At 59.3% G+C, this 15,355-nt stretch carries 17 protein-coding genes; 13 read left to right on the top strand and 4 right to left on the bottom strand.

Annotation, left to right across the window (positions count from 1 at the left end; all coding sequences use genetic code 11):
- Window position 1: 1 nt before the first annotated feature.
- The 11 genes from AC2GXZ_RS10035 (at window position 2) to trmB (ending at window position 10,573) form a co-directional block, all read left to right on the top strand.
- A complete protein-coding gene (locus tag AC2GXZ_RS10035) occupies window positions 2–496 on the top strand; it encodes a GNAT family N-acetyltransferase (RefSeq protein WP_483759003.1) in 495 nt (164 codons plus the stop codon).
- 40 nt (window positions 497–536) lie between these two features.
- Window positions 537–965: a Fur family transcriptional regulator gene (locus tag AC2GXZ_RS10030; protein WP_483759002.1), complete on the top strand. Its 429-nt coding sequence runs from the start codon at window positions 537–539 to the stop codon at window positions 963–965.
- Window positions 966–987: 22 nt separating this feature from the next.
- Entirely contained in the window at window positions 988–1,791 is an 804-nt protein-coding gene (olsA, locus tag AC2GXZ_RS10025; protein WP_483759001.1) for a lyso-ornithine lipid O-acyltransferase, read from the top strand.
- A 54-nt stretch (window positions 1,792–1,845) separates the two neighbouring features.
- The gene (gene miaB, locus AC2GXZ_RS10020) at window positions 1,846–3,270 is read left to right on the top strand and encodes a tRNA (N6-isopentenyl adenosine(37)-C2)-methylthiotransferase MiaB (protein WP_483759000.1); all 1,425 of its coding nucleotides are present in this window, start codon (window positions 1,846–1,848) and stop codon (window positions 3,268–3,270) included.
- Between the two features lie 23 nt (window positions 3,271–3,293).
- Window positions 3,294–4,352 (top strand): PhoH family protein, encoded by a 1,059-nt coding sequence (locus AC2GXZ_RS10015; protein WP_483758999.1) that lies wholly within the window; start codon window positions 3,294–3,296, stop codon window positions 4,350–4,352.
- Window positions 4,353–4,371: 19 nt separating this feature from the next.
- Window positions 4,372–4,881, top strand: a complete 510-nt coding sequence (gene ybeY / locus AC2GXZ_RS10010) for an rRNA maturation RNase YbeY (protein ID WP_483758998.1) — start codon at window positions 4,372–4,374, stop codon at window positions 4,879–4,881.
- 9 nt (window positions 4,882–4,890) lie between these two features.
- Window positions 4,891–6,066, top strand: coding sequence for a hemolysin family protein (locus AC2GXZ_RS10005; RefSeq protein WP_483758997.1), 1,176 nt, complete (start codon window positions 4,891–4,893; stop codon window positions 6,064–6,066).
- A 99-nt stretch (window positions 6,067–6,165) separates the two neighbouring features.
- Complete coding sequence (gene lnt, locus AC2GXZ_RS10000) at window positions 6,166–7,767, top strand: apolipoprotein N-acyltransferase (RefSeq protein WP_483758996.1); 1,602 nt, start codon at window positions 6,166–6,168, stop codon at window positions 7,765–7,767.
- 148 nt (window positions 7,768–7,915) lie between these two features.
- Complete coding sequence (locus AC2GXZ_RS09995) at window positions 7,916–8,332, top strand: helix-turn-helix domain-containing protein (protein WP_483758995.1); 417 nt, start codon at window positions 7,916–7,918, stop codon at window positions 8,330–8,332.
- A 177-nt stretch (window positions 8,333–8,509) separates the two neighbouring features.
- Window positions 8,510–9,772: a methionine adenosyltransferase gene (gene metK / locus AC2GXZ_RS09990; RefSeq protein WP_483758994.1), complete on the top strand. Its 1,263-nt coding sequence runs from the start codon at window positions 8,510–8,512 to the stop codon at window positions 9,770–9,772.
- Between the two features lie 96 nt (window positions 9,773–9,868).
- Complete coding sequence (trmB, locus tag AC2GXZ_RS09985; protein ID WP_483758993.1) at window positions 9,869–10,573, top strand: tRNA (guanine(46)-N(7))-methyltransferase TrmB; 705 nt, start codon at window positions 9,869–9,871, stop codon at window positions 10,571–10,573.
- A 16-nt stretch (window positions 10,574–10,589) separates the two neighbouring features.
- On the opposite strand, the gene AC2GXZ_RS09980 is transcribed toward trmB, so the two are convergent.
- Together AC2GXZ_RS09980 and AC2GXZ_RS09975 are read right to left on the bottom strand one after the other, a co-directional pair.
- A complete protein-coding gene (locus AC2GXZ_RS09980) occupies window positions 10,590–10,847 on the bottom strand; it encodes a BQ00720 family protein (protein ID WP_483758992.1) in 258 nt (85 codons plus the stop codon).
- A gap of 44 nt (window positions 10,848–10,891) precedes the next feature.
- Complete coding sequence (locus tag AC2GXZ_RS09975; protein ID WP_483758991.1) at window positions 10,892–11,320, bottom strand: Hsp20 family protein; 429 nt, start codon at window positions 11,318–11,320, stop codon at window positions 10,892–10,894.
- Between the two features lie 187 nt (window positions 11,321–11,507).
- Here AC2GXZ_RS09975 and AC2GXZ_RS09970 point away from each other — a divergent pair, with 187 nt between their 5' ends.
- The gene (locus tag AC2GXZ_RS09970) at window positions 11,508–12,449 is read left to right on the top strand and encodes a nucleoside hydrolase (RefSeq protein WP_483758990.1); all 942 of its coding nucleotides are present in this window, start codon (window positions 11,508–11,510) and stop codon (window positions 12,447–12,449) included.
- 61 nt (window positions 12,450–12,510) lie between these two features.
- On the opposite strand, the gene AC2GXZ_RS09965 is transcribed toward AC2GXZ_RS09970, so the two are convergent.
- Together AC2GXZ_RS09965 and AC2GXZ_RS09960 are read right to left on the bottom strand one after the other, a co-directional pair.
- A complete protein-coding gene (locus AC2GXZ_RS09965; protein ID WP_483758989.1) occupies window positions 12,511–13,422 on the bottom strand; it encodes a ribokinase in 912 nt (303 codons plus the stop codon).
- 50 nt (window positions 13,423–13,472) lie between these two features.
- Window positions 13,473–14,675 carry a DNA recombination protein RmuC gene (locus tag AC2GXZ_RS09960; protein ID WP_483758988.1) on the bottom strand — a complete coding sequence of 401 codons (1,203 nt, stop codon included), beginning with the start codon at window positions 14,673–14,675 and terminating at the stop codon, window positions 13,473–13,475.
- Window positions 14,676–14,787: 112 nt separating this feature from the next.
- Here AC2GXZ_RS09960 and def point away from each other — a divergent pair, with 112 nt between their 5' ends.
- Entirely contained in the window at window positions 14,788–15,303 is a 516-nt protein-coding gene (gene def, locus AC2GXZ_RS09955) for a peptide deformylase (RefSeq protein WP_483758987.1), read from the top strand.
- Window positions 15,304–15,355 lie beyond the last annotated feature (52 nt).

Here is a 15,355-nt window from a genome sequence, read left to right as displayed (position 1 = left end):
GATGTTCGACGACTATCTGAGCTGGAAGCCGTTTTTCGAAGTCGTGCCCATGGAGGCAGACGACTGCCGCGAAGTGTCCGACCTGCATGGTCTCCGCTTTCCACGTCAGTGGAGCGATGGCGAGTTCCAGAATCTTTTGATGCAACAGAACGTTTTCGGTTTTGTCGCGCGGCAGACCAATGCATTTTTTTCAAAACCGATGGGCGGTTTCGTCCTCAGCCGCGAGGCTGGCGGCGAGGCTGAAATCCTGACCGTCGCGGCCTCCGAGAAATTCGCCCGCCTCGGTCTCGGTTGGCGTCTGATGCAGGCTGCCCTGCGCGAAGCGGTCTCCCGCGGCGCCGACAGCATGTTTCTCGAAGTCGAGGCGGAAAACAAGCCGGCGGTCGGGCTTTACGGCAAGCTCGGTTTCGCCAAGGTGGCGGAAAGGCCTGCATATTATCTGGGCACAGACGGGCGGCGGACTGCAGCGCTTGTCATGAGCCGCGTTCTTCGCTAGTCCCTCAGCATACCGTGAATATTTCGAAGGCCATAACGTCATGACGGACCTTTCCAAGACACTGGAAGAGCTGTGTGCCGACAAGGGCATGCGCATGACCGACCAGCGTCGAGTCATTGCCCGGATTCTGCAGGAATCCGACGATCATCCGGATGTCGAGGAGCTCTATCGCCGCTCTTCAAAAGTCGATCCGCGCATCTCCATTTCGACTGTCTATCGAACGGTAAAACTCTTCGAGGATGAGGGAATCATCGAGCGTCACGATTTCCGCGACGGTCGTTCCCGTTACGAGACCGTGCCGGAAGAACATCACGATCATATGATCGACCTTAACACCGGCCACGTCATCGAGTTCCAGTCGGCCGAGATCGAGGCACTGCAGGAGCGCATCGCCCGTGAACTCGGGTTCAGGCTGGTCGGTCACAGGCTCGAGCTTTACGGCATACCGCTCGACAAGGATGACAGTTGAGCGGAACCGGCAGGGCAAAGCAGTGATCACTTCCATCCGGATCGGCCTGATCGTCATCTGTCTCGTGCTCGTGACGCTGATCCTTCTCCCATTCCAGCTTCTGGGCCTTGCCTTCGACTGGAAGATCCGCCGCATCATTCCGCGTCTCTGGCACAGGTCAGCCTGCTGGCTTCTCGGCATCCGGATCAATGTTCATGGAAAACTGGATCGCCGTCGACCGCTTATGCTCGCCGCCAATCACGTCTCCTGGAAGGATATCCTGGTGCTTGGCGCGGTGGCAGATGTCGTTTACATCGCCAAGGCCGAGGTCGCGAACTGGCCCGTTTTCGGCACGCTCGCCAAGTTGCAGAAAAGCATCTTCATCGTGCGCGAGGAAAAGCGCCGCGCCGGCGACCAGGTCAACGAGATTGCCACGCGCATGACCGCGGGCGAAATCGTCGTGCTTTTCCCCGAAGGCACGACTTCGGACGGCAACCGTCTGATGGAGATCAAGTCCTCGCTGTTTGGCGCCGCGGCCGCAGCCGTGCCGCACACGCCGCATGGTGTCGTCCATGTCCAGCCGGTGGCGATTGCTTATACCCGTGTTCACGGCATGGCGATGGGCCGCTATCATCGCCCGATCGCCGCCTGGCCGGGCGATATCGAGCTGATGCCACATCTGATCGGCGTGTTGAAGGAAGGTGCGCTCGATGTCGAAGTCGCGTTTGGCGATACGGTCGAGTTTCGCACCGGTGATAACCGCAAGCATTTGAGCCAGAACGTCACCGCCCAGCTCCGTCGCATGCTGATCCGGCATTTGCGTCAGCGGGAATACGACGCCAGCTAATCATCGGTTCACGTACCGCTTCATTTCCCGCGCTTCTTGGGATATGGAAGCGGCATGAACGAACATGTTTCCATTCCCGCGCCGGCCGACGAGGCCGCCCACTGTCCGGACAGCCGTCCCAACACCCGCAAGGTCTTTATCAAGACCTACGGCTGTCAGATGAATGTCTATGATAGTACCCGCATGGGCGACGCGCTTGCCGGCGAGGGGTATGTAACGACGGAAGATATGGCGGAAGCCGATCTCGTCCTGCTGAACACGTGTCATATCCGCGAAAAGGCGGCGGAAAAAGTCTATTCCGCACTCGGTCGTCTGCGCGACATGAAGAAGGCCCGTGCGGCCGAAGGCAGGGAACTGATGATCGGCGTCGCCGGCTGCGTTGCCCAGGCCGAAGGTGAGGAAATCATCCGCCGGGCGCCGGCTGTCGATGTGGTGATCGGTCCGCAAACGTACCACCGATTGCCGGATGCGCTGCGAAAAGCCCGTGCCGGAAAACCGGTCGTCGATACCGAATATGCCGTCGAGGACAAGTTCGAGCATCTTCCGGCGACGGAAAAGAAGGTGATCCGCGCACGCGGCGTGACCGCTTTTCTGACCGTGCAGGAAGGCTGCGACAAGTTCTGTACCTTCTGTGTCGTGCCCTATACGCGCGGTTCGGAAGTTTCCCGTCCCGTCAGCCAGATTGTCGACGAAGCCAAGCGGCTCATTGATGCCGGCGTGCGCGAGATCACCTTGCTCGGCCAGAACGTCAACGCCTGGAGCTCCGATGATGGAAAGGGCGGTGATCTCGGTCTTGCCGATCTCCTTTACAGTCTCTCCGAAATTCCGGGTCTCGCGCGGCTGCGTTACACGACGAGCCACCCGCGCGACATGGATGACCGTCTGATCGGTGCCCATCGTGACCTGCGCAATCTCATGCCTTACCTGCATCTGCCGGTTCAGTCGGGTTCGGATCGTATCCTCAAAGCCATGAACCGCCGCCACACCGGCGCCGAATATCTGCGGCTGATCGAGCGCATCCGCGCTGCCCGTCCGGATATCGCCATGTCGGGCGATTTCATCGTCGGTTTCCCCGGCGAGACGGATCAGGACTTCGAGGATACGCTGAAGATTGTCGAAGAGGTGAACTACGCCTCGGCCTTCTCGTTCAAATATTCGAGCCGTCCCGGCACGCCCGGCGCCGACTTGGCCGATCATGTTGCCGAGGATGTGAAGACCGAACGACTGGAACGGCTTCAGGCCCTGCTCTTGAAACAGCAATCCGACTTCGCCACATCCTGCGTCGGAAAGGTGATCGACTTGCTGCTGGAAAAGCCCGGCCGCATGCCAGGGCAGGTCATTGGACGTTCTCCCTGGCTGCAGTCTGTGAATGTTGATGCAAAAACATCGCAAATCGGTGAGATTATCAGTGTACGAATCATCGGGACCGGCCCGAACAGCTTGTTTGCCGAACCGGCAGGGAGTTTAATCGGGGCCTGAATCAAGTTGAGGAGCTTGCTTACTTGAACGGAACAGAATTGGTTTCTTCGACAGCGCGCCAGCACCGATCAGCAGCGACCGACGCCAACCACTTTGTCCTGACGTTCGAGAATAATAGGCTGGCAAGCGAGCTCTTCGGTCAGTTCGACCAAAACCTCAAGCTTCTCGAACAGCGCCTCAATATCGATGCCCGGCCGCGTGGCAATTCCGTTTCAATTTCCGGCGATGTCATAGCCACCAATCAGGCGAGACGCGCCCTCGATTTCCTCTATGAGCGTTTGCAGAAAGGCGGTTCCGTGGAAGCTTCCGACGTCGAAGGTGCAATTCGTATGGCCCAGGCGGCCGACGATCAGCTGACGCTCCCGACGCTGGAGCGCAAGGCAAAGCTTTCCATGGCGCAGATCTCCACCCGCAAGAAGACAATTCAGGCCCGCACCCCGACGCAGGACGCCTATATGCGGGCGCTCGAGCGCGCTGAACTGGTCTTCGGCGTCGGCCCGGCCGGTACCGGCAAGACCTATCTCGCCTGCGCCCACGCAGCCCAGCTTCTCGAGCGCGGCGCCGTTGACAAGATCATCCTCACCCGACCGGCTGTCGAAGCGGGCGAGCGTCTGGGCTTTCTGCCCGGCGACATGAAGGAAAAGGTCGACCCCTATCTGCGACCGCTCTATGACGCGCTCTACGACATGATCCCGGCCGACAAGGTCGACCGCGCGATCACTGCCGGCGTCATCGAAATCGCCCCGCTCGCCTTCATGCGCGGTCGTACGCTGCAAAACGCCGCGATCATTCTCGACGAGGCGCAGAACACCACATCGATGCAGATGAAGATGTTCCTGACGCGTCTCGGCGAAAACGGCCGCATGATCATCACCGGCGATCCAAGCCAGGTCGACCTGCCGCGTGGTGTGAAATCCGGTCTGGTCGAGGCGTTGCAGATCCTCAAGGGCGTCGAGGGTATTTCCGTCATCCGCTTCAAGGACACTGATGTCGTGCGCCATCCGCTGGTCGGACGCATCGTCAGGGCCTATGACGCGCAATATGCCGTTCACGACGAAAGCGAGGGAGACCTCGACCGGTGATCCGGTCGGGCCACCATTCATGCCCGAACTAGACATACAGATCAGCGTAGAAGACGGCGGTTGGCCAACCGAGGCCGTTCTCGGTTCTTTGAGCGAGCGAGTGCTGGGTGCAGCGGCCGACTATCTTGCCCGCGAAGGAGAGCAACCCTTCCCGGAAATGGCACCGGAACTGTCTCTGGTCTTCACCAACGACGATTCCATCCAACAAATTAACGCCGAATGGCGCGATCAGGACAAGCCCACTAACGTCTTGTCTTTCCCTGCTTTTCCGCTGGAACCTGGTGATATGCCGGGCCCCATGCTTGGCGATATCGTGATTGCGAGGGAAACTGTCGAGCGCGAGGCGGTTGATCTCGACAAGACTTTCGACGATCATCTGACCCATCTGCTTGTCCATGGATTCCTCCATCTGTTCGGTTACGACCACCTGGAAAAGGACGAGGCTGAGGAAATGGAAGCACTCGAGACTCGCATTTTGGCTGGTCTCGGCCTATCTGACCCCTATGCGGGGCAGGACCCGATAGTGTAGTTTGGAACAATGAACGAATATTCGAGCAATGTCGCCCGAGAGGGCAAGGACAGTTCGGACTCACCCTCGTCGGACGAGGGCAGTAGTTCGGCAAGGTCCGAACATCATCCCAAATCCAACCATTCGTTTTGGTCGCGGGCTCTGCGCCTGCTCCGGCCATCGCAAGGCGAGCAGCTCCGTGAGGACCTCGCCGATGCGCTGATGACGGATACCAATGTCAGCAACGCCTTTTCGCCGGACGAGCGGGCCATGCTGCACAACATCCTTCGCTTCCGTGAGGTGCGCGTCGAGGACATCATGGTTCCCCGTGCCGATATCGAAGCGGTGGACATGAACATGACCATCGGCGAGCTGATGATCCATTTCGAAGAGACCGGGCGTTCGCGCATGCCGGTCTATATCGATAATCTCGATGATGCCCGCGGCTTCGTACACATTCGCGACCTACTCTCCTATCTCGCCAAGCAGGCGCGCAACAAGCGTCGCGTCAGCTCGAAGGCACCGACCGTGCAGCTCTCTGCTGCGGTGAACGGGACTGAAAAGCCGGTTCGCAGCCCCAAGGCGGCATTCGATCTCGGACGCGTCAACCTGGAGCAGACCGTTGCCGAAGCCGGGCTGGTCCGCAAGCTGCTGTTCGTTCCGCCATCCATGCTCGCCTCGGACCTGCTGCGCAGCATGCAGGCGGCACGCACGCAGATGGCTCTGGTCATCGACGAATACGGCGGTACCGACGGTCTTGTTTCGCACGAAGACATCGTTGAAATGGTTATCGGCGATGTCGAGGACGAACATGACAATGACGAAGTTATGTTCTCCAAGACCGCGGATGACGTGTTCGTGGCCGATGCTCGTATCGAGTTGGAGGAGATCGCCGAGGCGATCGGTCCCGATTTCGATGTGCGCCATCGTATCGAGGATGTCGACACGCTCGGCGGCCTGATCTTCTCGGCGCTGGGACGCATCCCGGTCCGTGGCGAAGTGGTGCAGGCTGTTCCGGGTTTCGAATTCCAGATCCTCGACGCCGACCCGCGCCGCATCAAGCGCGTCAAGATATTGCGCAAGCGTGCACTGGCCCGCCGCCGTCAGGTGAAGGGCGATGGCGAGGCGCTGCTGCCCGCCCCCACCCCGCCGGCAGCCTTGCTGGCGCCGCCGGCGGAGGCCGGCTCGTCACGCCCCGACGCCTAAGGGCGGGCGCCTGGCGCTTTCCCGGTTATGCCGACCGGCGACAGCGCGCAGTTTTTTTGAAAGACTGCGGCTGTTGATTCGTGAAAAAAAGGGGTGCCCATGGAGCGGCTGGCGAACAGGGTCATGCTGGTTTCGGGGTTTCCCCGTATCACCCTTGCATTTCTTGCAGGAGCGATCGGGGCGCTGGCTATGCCGCCCTTCGGCGTGTTCGCTGTCCTTTTTGTTTCTTTCACGCTTCTGGTCTGGCTGCTGGACGGATCGACCGGTAACCCGCAGGGAGGCATATTCAGCCGTCTGCGCTCCGCCTTCATTATCGGCTGGCTGTTCGGTTTCGGTTATTTCGTTGCGGGTCTGTGGTGGCTTGGCCATGCGCTGCTGATCGACGCGGATGAGTTCGCCTGGGCGCTTCCGCTCGCAGTTTTGGGCGTGCCGGCCTTTCTCGCGCTCTTTTATGGTCTTGCTGCTGCACTTGCTCGCGTCTTCTGGTCGGACGGAATTGGCCGGATTGCGGCGCTTGCCGGAGCCTTCGGCGTGGCGGAATGGCTTCGCAGTTTCGTGCTGACCGGCTTTCCATGGAATGCCATCGGTTATGGCGCGATGCCCGTCCCGCTGATGATGCAGTCGGCGGCCGTTCTGGGCCTATTCGGCGTCAGCACGCTTGCAGTATTCGTTTTTTCCGCACCCGCCCTGCTCGGAACCGTAAGGGGAAGGGCGCTTGGCCTGACCGCGGCAGGTCTTCTGATCGTTTTTCATGTCGGATTTGGCATGTCGCGACTAAATGACGCAGATCGAAAGCTTGCTGTCGCAGACGGCAAAAATACAACCATACGTATTGTTCAGCCGATGGTCGACCAGGCACAGAAGCTGGACGATAGCAATCGCGTCGAGATCTTCGAAGAGCATCTTCGCCTGACTGCATTGCCGCCGCAAGAGGGGGGGAAACGACCGGATATCGTTGTCTGGCCGGAAACGTCGGTCCCTTTCATCCTCACCGAAAATCCCGATGCGCTTGCCCGCATTGCCGACGTTTTGGAGGACGGTCAGGTGCTTGTCGCAGGTGCGGTCCGGTCGGAAAATGCCGGTGCAGGTGTCGCGCCTCGCTATTACAACTCGATTTATGTCATTGATAGTGAAGGGCAAATTTTATCTGCCTCGGACAAGGTCCATCTCGTCCCCTTTGGTGAGTATGTTCCTTATGAAAGCCTGCTCGCGTCGCTTGGCGTCACCAACGCGATTGCCATGCCGGGTGGTTTTACCGCAGCTTCGTCGCGCTCGCTCCTGACCTTGCCGGGAGGTGCTCTGCTCTATCCCCTGATTTGTTACGAGGCGATCTTTCCGGGCGAGATCGGCGATGAAGTGAACCGCGCTGCGGCGCTCCTGAACGTCACGAATGATGGCTGGTTTGGTGCAACTCCCGGACCTTACCAGCACTTTCAGCAGGCTCGCCTGAGAGCCGTCGAAACCGGAATGTTCCTGATTCGGGGCGCAAACACTGGTATTTCAGCGGTTATTGACCCATTTGGGCGTGTAGTGCGAGGGCTCGCATACAATCAAAAGGGTGTGATTGATGCTACTATAAATTGCGCGAAAATTGCCGGTTGGGGTAATAACACGCGCCAATGGTACTTCTGGTTGGTTGTGACAATGATGTTTCTAATTGCAGCGATCTCGCGTCTAGGTTTTAAATCCCGCACGAATTGACCAAAAACCCCCAAAATTGCATAGTGAGAACGCCTACCGTCTCGCCATATGCTTCTTGGTTTGGTTCTGTCGTCCCAAGTGCAAGAAGTGTAGCCTCCATACGCGGACCGGGTTGAAACGTAACTACAACTTCACCAGGACCCCCATTATGATTGAAAACAAGAAAAAGCCGAACCCGATCGACATTCACGTCGGGAGCCGGATTCGCTTGCGCAGAACAATGCTTGGCATGAGCCAGGAAAAGCTGGGCGAAAGCCTCGGCATTACCTTTCAGCAGATCCAGAAATACGAGAAGGGCACGAACCGCGTCGGCGCAAGCCGTCTGCAGAACATTTCGAGCATTCTCAACGTTCCGGTATCCTTCTTCTTCGAAGATGCCCCGGGCGATCAGGCCGGCGGTACCACGGGCATGGCCGAAGCGTCGAGCTCCAACTACGTCGTAGACTTTCTGTCGTCCTCGGAAGGTCTTCAGCTCAACCGCGCCTTCGTCAAGATCGCCGACCCGAAGGTTCGCCGCAAGCTCGTCGACCTCGTCAAGGCTTTGGCTGCCGAAGCCGAGGAATAGGCGCTCGCTGGAGGCGGGGAGGAGGAAGCGGCTCGTTTGAGCCGCTTTTTTTTTGCCTGTATCGGCGAATTGAAAAATCGTTTTTACGCATAAAGATATATTTATGTCGTTGTGTTCTTGTTTTTGTCAGTCGAACTGACTAAACATTTGCCGTCCATTCTTTGAGGGGAATCCCGCATGCACGCCAATTACCTGTTCACCAGCGAGTCCGTGGCAGAGGGCCACCCGGACAAGGTTTGTGATCGTATTTCCGATGAAATCGTCGATCTCGTCTACCGCGAGGCCGCCAAGACCGGCGTCGATCCCTGGAACGTTCGCATCGCCTGCGAAACGCTGGCAACGACCAATCGCGTCGTTATCGCCGGCGAAGTGCGCCTGCCGCCGAGCCTGATGAAGAAGGACAAGCACGGCAACGACGTCATCAACCCTTCAAAGTTCAAGTCGGCGGCGCGCAAGGCGATTCGCGACATCGGCTACGAGCAGGACGGTTTCCACTGGAAGACAGCAAAGATCGACGTGCTGCTGCATTCGCAGTCGGCCGACATCGCCCAGGGCGTCGATAGCGCCGCTGACAAGCAGGGCGACGAAGGTGCTGGCGACCAGGGCATCATGTTCGGTTACGCCTGCAAGGAAACGCCGGACCTCATGCCGGCACCTATCTATTATTCGCACAAGATCCTGCAGCTGCTCGCAACCGCCCGCAAGAAGGGCGAGGGTGAAGCCGCCAAACTCGGTCCAGACGCCAAGAGCCAGGTGACGGTTCGTTACGAAAACGGCAAGCCGACCTCGGTCGACTCGATCGTTCTTTCCACCCAGCACATCGATGCCAGCTGGGACAGCAAGAAGGTTCGTCAGGTCGTTGAGCCCTATATCCGCGAAGCGCTGGGCGATCTTCCGATTGCCGAAGATTGCAAGTGGTACATCAACCCGACCGGCAAGTTTGTCATCGGCGGTCCGGATGGTGACGCGGGCCTCACCGGCCGCAAGATCATCGTCGACACCTATGGCGGTGCTGCACCGCATGGCGGCGGCGCTTTCTCCGGTAAGGACACGACCAAGGTTGACCGTTCCGCAGCCTACGCTGCCCGTTACCTTGCAAAGAACGTTGTGGCCGCCGGCTTCGCCGATCGCTGCACGATCCAGATTGCCTATGCGATCGGCATTGCCCAGCCGCTGTCGATTTATGTCGATCTGCACCAGACCGGCAAGAACGTCACGGAAGACCAGATCGAGAACGCGATCCGCAAGGTGATGGATCTGTCCCCGACCGGCATTCGTCGTCATCTCGACCTCAACAAGCCGATCTACGCCAAGACCTCTGCCTATGGTCATTTCGGCCGCAAATCCGGTCGTGACGGTTCCTTCTCCTGGGAGAAGACCGATCTGGTGAAGCCGCTGAAGGACGCCTTGAAGGAAGACCTTCTGGTGGCTGCCGAGTAAGGCTTTTCCGATCGGGTCTTTACCGATCCGGTTATGACACGTTAAAGCGGGTGCCTTCTGCGGGCATCCGCTTCTTTGTTTTTGGAAGACTTCTTAATGAGTGACGATCAGCAGCACCCGACCAGGGCGACCGAGGCGTTTTATGGCCGCCGCAAGGGAAAGGCGCTCAGGGAGCGCCAGGCCGAAGGTATGGCAACCCTGCTGCCGGTCCTGAAACTTGATCTGGCCGCGCCCGCGCCGGCAGATCTCGCCTCGCTTTTTCCATTTACCGCGGAGCGCATAAGGCTGGAGATCGGCTTTGGCGGCGGCGAACATCTCGCCCACCGCGCCAAGGAAAATCCCGCAACGGGCTTTGTCGGCGTCGAGCCTTTCGTCAACTCCATGGCGAAGCTGCTTGGGGAGATAGAGGCCTCAGGCCTCAAGAACATCCGTGTTTATGACGATGATGCCACCCAGGTTCTCGACTGGCTTCCGGACGCATCGATCGATCACATCGATCTTCTCTACGCGGATCCCTGGCCGAAACGGAAACACTGGAAGCGCCGCTTCGTTTCGCAAGTCAATCTGTCTCGGTTCCATCGCGTGTTGAAACCCGGTGGTGTGTTCTGCTTCGCGTCCGACATTGATACCTATGTCAACCACACGCTGATCCATTGCCGCGACCATGGCGGTTTCGAATGGCAGGCCGGTCAATCGTCCGACTGGCTTACACCCTATGCCGGCTGGCCGGGCACACGCTATGAGAACAAGGCGCGCCGTGAAGGTCGCTCATCCGCCTATCTGACCTTCATAAAGGTCTGACAGAATATGCGGGCATTCAGTGGAGGCTGACCGTCTTCAGATCGTCTTCCGCAGCCTTGAAAAAAGTGCTGGAGCGATTGTCGGTGAGGAGGATCGGTGTACCGTCGGCGCCGAACAGCGCCCAGAGGTCGAGACTTGGATCGATATCCGGGGCCTCCGGGAAGCAGCGGGAAACCTCTTCCGACCGCATCTTGCGAATATAGCCGACTTCACCGGCGCCGAGATGCGCGAGTTCGGATTGCGACAAACGCGTATTCGCTTCTTTAAGGAGCATCCCATCCTCCGGACTTGAGGGTAACCGGCATTGATGCCGATGACCTAGTCTGAGACGGAAATGTTAATTTTTCGCACCACACGCCGCGGTTCGGGACGGATGAGATCAACCGACAGCAGTCCGTTTTTCAGAATGGCGCCAGACACTTCCATGCCGTCAGCCAGCATGAACACCCGCTGGAACTGGCGCGCTGCGATGCCGCGGTAGAGATAGTCACGTTCCGATGGCTCGATCTGGCGGCCCCTGATGATCAGCTGGTTTTCCTCGGTAGTGACATCCAGTTCATCCTCTGAGAAACCGGCAACCGCAAGCGTGATGCGCAGCATCTCGGGGCCTTCATCGGTCGTCGCTCCGATCCGCTCGATATTGTAGGGCGGGTACCCTTCGTTGGCCTTGGCAAGCCGCTCAAGCGTTTTCTCCATCGCGTCGAAGCCCAAAAGAAGCGGGCTCGCGAAATGTGTCATTCTGCTCATCGTTCAGTCCTTGCATCAAGCGACCAGGCCGGCGCCCGAAAGGCGCGCCGTGAGAGTATCGTATATGGGTTGTCGCGGCGGTGATCGCAAGCCGGAGATGCCTGTAACGGCGGCAGATGCGACCGGGGCCGTGCTTGACAAAGCAGGCGCCTCACTCCACCAATCGCCCGATAGCGGGGAGTGGAAAATGTCGCCAAGAAAGATCATCATCGATACGGATCCGGGGCAGGATGATGCGGCAGCGCTCATGCTGGCCTTTGCCAGTCCTGAAGAGCTTGAGATCCTCGGTCTCTGCGCTGTTGCCGGCAATGTCCCCTTGTCCTTCACCAGCCGCAACCTGCGCATCGTCTGCGAACTATGCGGCAAGCCGGATGCGAAGGTTTATGAAGGCGCGTTGAAACCGCTCAACCGGCCACAGGTGACGGCCGAGCACGTTCATGGCCGCACCGGCCTCGATGGCGCCGAACTGCCCGAACCGGTGATGGAGGCGCAGCCCGTACATGCGGTCGACTTCATCATCGACACGCTGACGCGGGAGCCATCTGGAACCGTCACCATCTGCACGCTTGGACCGCTGACCAACCTCGCTCTGGCACTTCAGAAAGCGCCGGAGATTGCCGGACGGATCCGCGAACTGGTGATGATGGGCGGAGGCTGTTTTGAGGGTGGCAACATCACGCCGGCCGCCGAATTTAACATCTACGTCGATCCCGAAGCCGCGAAGATCGTCTTCGACGCCGGTATCCCGACCGTCATCATGCCGCTTGATGTGACCCATCAGCTGCTGACCACCAAGGCACGCGTCGCAAAAATTGCAGCACTCGGGACACGCCCGGCGCAGGTTCTTGTCGAGTGGCTGGCCTTTTTCGAGCGTTTCGACATCGAAAAATACGGCTCCGATGGTGGTCCGCTGCACGATCCGACCGTAATTGCCTATATCCTCAAACCGGAGCTGTTTTCAGGACGCTACTGCAATGTCGAGATCGAAGTCCAGTCCGAATTGACCGTCGGCATGACCGTGGTCGACTGGTGGCATGTCACCGACCGCAAGCCCAATGCCACCTTCATGCGCAATGTCGACGCGGACGGCTTTTTCGAACTCCTGACCGAGCGCGTCGGCCGCCTGTAACGGGCGCCATAACGCCGGCGACAACCGCGGCTTTTTCCTCGGCTGAGCCGGCAGGCAAAGTCTACGTGGCGCTGTTGACGGCGTTGTGGACCGCGTCGGCGAGCGGAATGGAAGGTTGCGCCTCGCGGGCAAGGCACGCAAGCGATCCGGCAACGGCTGCGCGGCGCAATGCACTGGGGAAGGCGGCTCCCTGGTCGAGGCTGGCTGCGAGATAACCGCAGAATGTGTCTCCGGCGCCCACGGTATCGACCGGCTCGATCACCAGGCCCTTGGCCGACAGGATCGCGCCGTCGCGGATGGCGATCACGCCGTCGGCGCCAAGCGTGACGACGATCGTCTGTTTTCTTGCTGAATGAAGCTTGCGGAGCGCCTCGATGCGTTCGGCCGCGTTGGTCGATGGCGCGCCGACCAGGGCATCGAATTCCGTCTCATTGGCAACGACGATATCTGCGAGGCTGGAAAGCCGATTTGCCTCGGCCGTGAAAGGCGCGGTGTTGAGCATTGTCGTCACACCCTTTTCGCGCGCAGCCTTGAGTGCCGCCTCCACAGCAGCGGCGGGGATCTCCAGCTGCAACATCAGAATGTCGCCCGCCGTCATGGTGTCGATTGTTCTCGCTGCATCGTCGGATGTCAGCGTGCCATTGGCACCGGGCACGACGGCGATCATGTTTTCGCCGTCACCGCCAACCAGGATCAGCGCTGTGCCGGTCGGCTCGCTGGCCTTCAGCACCGAGGCAAGATCGGTTCCTGCCTGCTTCAAAAGGCTGAGCGCCGGCTCGGCAAACCCATCGTTTCCGACAGCGCCGGCCATTTTGACCGTGCTTCCCGCACGTCTCGCCGCTAGTGCCTGGTTTGCGCCTTTGCCACCGGCTGCGGTCGAAAATCCCGATCCGGCAACCGTTTCGCCCGGTTTCGGCAATTCCGCCGTAGTGGCGATGAGATCCATGTTGATGGAGCCGAAGACGGTGATCATATGATGCCTGCCATGCGTGTTGAACTTCGCAAGGACACTGCCCGACAGGATCACTCCTCGTCAACTACCCTCAACCGCAGCAGGCCGGTGCGGCTTTCGACGGATTTCTGCGGAGCAGTCTCTGCGGATTGTGTCGCGGCCATCGGCGTCTCCAGTTCCAGCGAAGTGATCCGGTTGCCACGGCGCGTCAGCTTTTCAGTCGAGGTCAGGATCTGCTCGACATCCCTTTCCGCCGCCTGGAAATGCGATTGCAGCTTGCGGGTTCTGTCGTCCAGCCGTCCGAGATCTTCCATCAGCAGGCTGACCTCACCCTGGATGAGATGCGCCTGCTCGCGCATCCGCTGATCGCGCAGTATCGCCTGGATGACCTGGATCGATAACAGCAGGAGCGAAGGCGATACGATCACCACGCGCGCGCGCTGCGCCTTCTGCACCACAGCGTCGAAATGCTCGTGGATTTCGGCGAAGATCGATTCCGACGGCACGAAAAGCAGCACCGTATCCTGCGTCTCTGCCGCAATCAGATATTTTTCCGCCACGTCCTTTATGTGGACTTCCATATCGCGGCGAAACTGTTGCCCGGCTGCGCGCCGCGCTTCGGGGGAGGCGCCTTCGCGAAAGGCAGTCCAGGCCTCCAGCGGAAACTTCGCATCGATTACCAGCGGCGGTGCGCCATTCGGCATCCGGATCACGCAGTCCGGGCGCGTGCCGTTCGACAATGGTGACTGGAAGGAATAGGCGCCGTGCGGCAGGCCGTCGGCAACGATCGTTTCCATCCGGCCCTGGCCGAAAGCGCCACGCGTCTGCTTGTTGGAGAGGATCGCCTGAAGGCCAACCACGTCCTTGGCAAGCGTCTGGATATTGTTCTGCGCCGCATCGATCACCGCAAGCCTTTCCTGCAGCTTGCGCAGGTTCTCATGCGTCGATTTCGTCTGTTCGGTGATCGTCGACCCCAGCCGGTGGCTCATCCCATCGAGCCGCTGGTTGACCGTCTGGTTGAGTTCGGCCTGGCGATTGACGATGGTCTCTGCCATAGCGGCCACGCGCCCATGCATTTCTCCCTGCATCCGCACGAGTTCGGCAAGCCGCGCTTCCGCATCGGCCGCCCGCCATGCACTCTCCTCCCGTTGGCGACCGGAGCGGATTGCCACCAGGACAATGAGAAGGATGATGACGACGGCAAGCACGGCCACCGTCAGCAGGATCGGAAGGTTGGTGTTGGAAGTGAGAAGATGGACCAGTTGCTCGCTCATTCAGGTACTCTAGCAGATCAGGCGTCCGTTGAAAGATCAAAACATGAACATTGCGCGACAAACCTGCGCAATACCCTGTTCCATCCGGGCAAAAGATGCGCTATGGGGCGATATGACCATCAAGCCTCTCATCATTCTCCCCGATCCGCTGCTCCGTCAGATCTCCAAGCCGGTCGAAACCGTCGATGCCGCCTTGCTTCAGCTTGCCGATGACATGCTGGAGACGATGTACGATGCGCCGGGTATCGGTCTTGCCGCTATCCAGATCGGCGTGCCAAGACGTCTGCTGGTCATTGATGTCTCGCGCGAAGAAGACGAGAAGAGCCCGCAGGTCTTCATCAATCCGGAAATCGTCACCTCTTCGGATGAGCGTTCGGTTTACGAGGAAGGGTGTCTGTCTATCCCGGAATATTATGCCGAGGTCGAGCGGCCGGCGACGATCGGCGTGAAATATGTCGGGCGCGACGGCAAGCAGCACGAACTGCAGGCGGACGGCTTGCTGGCCACCTGCCTCCAGCATGAGATCGATCACCTCAACGGCGTTCTGTTCATTGACCATATTTCGCGGCTGAAGCGGGAAATGGTGATCAAGAGGTTCACCAAGGCGGCGAAGTCCAAGGCTGTCTGAAACGCCGGTTTGGCCGGCTGAAATTGGCAAGCTGAAATCAGAAGGCGCGCCT

The organism is Aliirhizobium sp. YIM B11859 (assembly GCF_057163345.1).
This window is presented reverse-complemented; position numbering and strand designations above follow the sequence as displayed.

What these genes read in the sequence shown, in the direction of transcription:
- def (WP_483758987.1), top strand. Translation starts at nt 14,788, where the DNA reads ATGACCATCAAGCCTCTCATCATTCTCCCCGATCCGCTGCTCCGTCAG.
- AC2GXZ_RS09975 (WP_483758991.1), bottom strand. Translation starts at nt 11,320, where the DNA reads ATGAGCAGAATGACACATTTCGCGAGCCCGCTTCTTTTGGGCTTCGAC.
- AC2GXZ_RS10030 (WP_483759002.1), top strand. Translation starts at nt 537, where the DNA reads ATGACGGACCTTTCCAAGACACTGGAAGAGCTGTGTGCCGACAAGGGC.
- AC2GXZ_RS10035 (WP_483759003.1), top strand. Translation starts at nt 2, where the DNA reads ATGTTCGACGACTATCTGAGCTGGAAGCCGTTTTTCGAAGTCGTGCCC.
- AC2GXZ_RS10005 (WP_483758997.1), top strand. Translation starts at nt 4,891, where the DNA reads ATGAACGAATATTCGAGCAATGTCGCCCGAGAGGGCAAGGACAGTTCG.
- ybeY (WP_483758998.1), top strand. Translation starts at nt 4,372, where the DNA reads ATGCCCGAACTAGACATACAGATCAGCGTAGAAGACGGCGGTTGGCCA.
- lnt (WP_483758996.1), top strand. Translation starts at nt 6,166, where the DNA reads ATGGAGCGGCTGGCGAACAGGGTCATGCTGGTTTCGGGGTTTCCCCGT.
- trmB (WP_483758993.1), top strand. Translation starts at nt 9,869, where the DNA reads ATGAGTGACGATCAGCAGCACCCGACCAGGGCGACCGAGGCGTTTTAT.
- AC2GXZ_RS09965 (WP_483758989.1), bottom strand. Translation starts at nt 13,422, where the DNA reads ATGATCACCGTCTTCGGCTCCATCAACATGGATCTCATCGCCACTACG.
- miaB (WP_483759000.1), top strand. Translation starts at nt 1,846, where the DNA reads ATGAACGAACATGTTTCCATTCCCGCGCCGGCCGACGAGGCCGCCCAC.
- AC2GXZ_RS09980 (WP_483758992.1), bottom strand. Translation starts at nt 10,847, where the DNA reads ATGCTCCTTAAAGAAGCGAATACGCGTTTGTCGCAATCCGAACTCGCG.
- AC2GXZ_RS09960 (WP_483758988.1), bottom strand. Translation starts at nt 14,675, where the DNA reads ATGAGCGAGCAACTGGTCCATCTTCTCACTTCCAACACCAACCTTCCG.
- AC2GXZ_RS09995 (WP_483758995.1), top strand. Translation starts at nt 7,916, where the DNA reads ATGATTGAAAACAAGAAAAAGCCGAACCCGATCGACATTCACGTCGGG.
- AC2GXZ_RS09970 (WP_483758990.1), top strand. Translation starts at nt 11,508, where the DNA reads ATGTCGCCAAGAAAGATCATCATCGATACGGATCCGGGGCAGGATGAT.
- metK (WP_483758994.1), top strand. Translation starts at nt 8,510, where the DNA reads ATGCACGCCAATTACCTGTTCACCAGCGAGTCCGTGGCAGAGGGCCAC.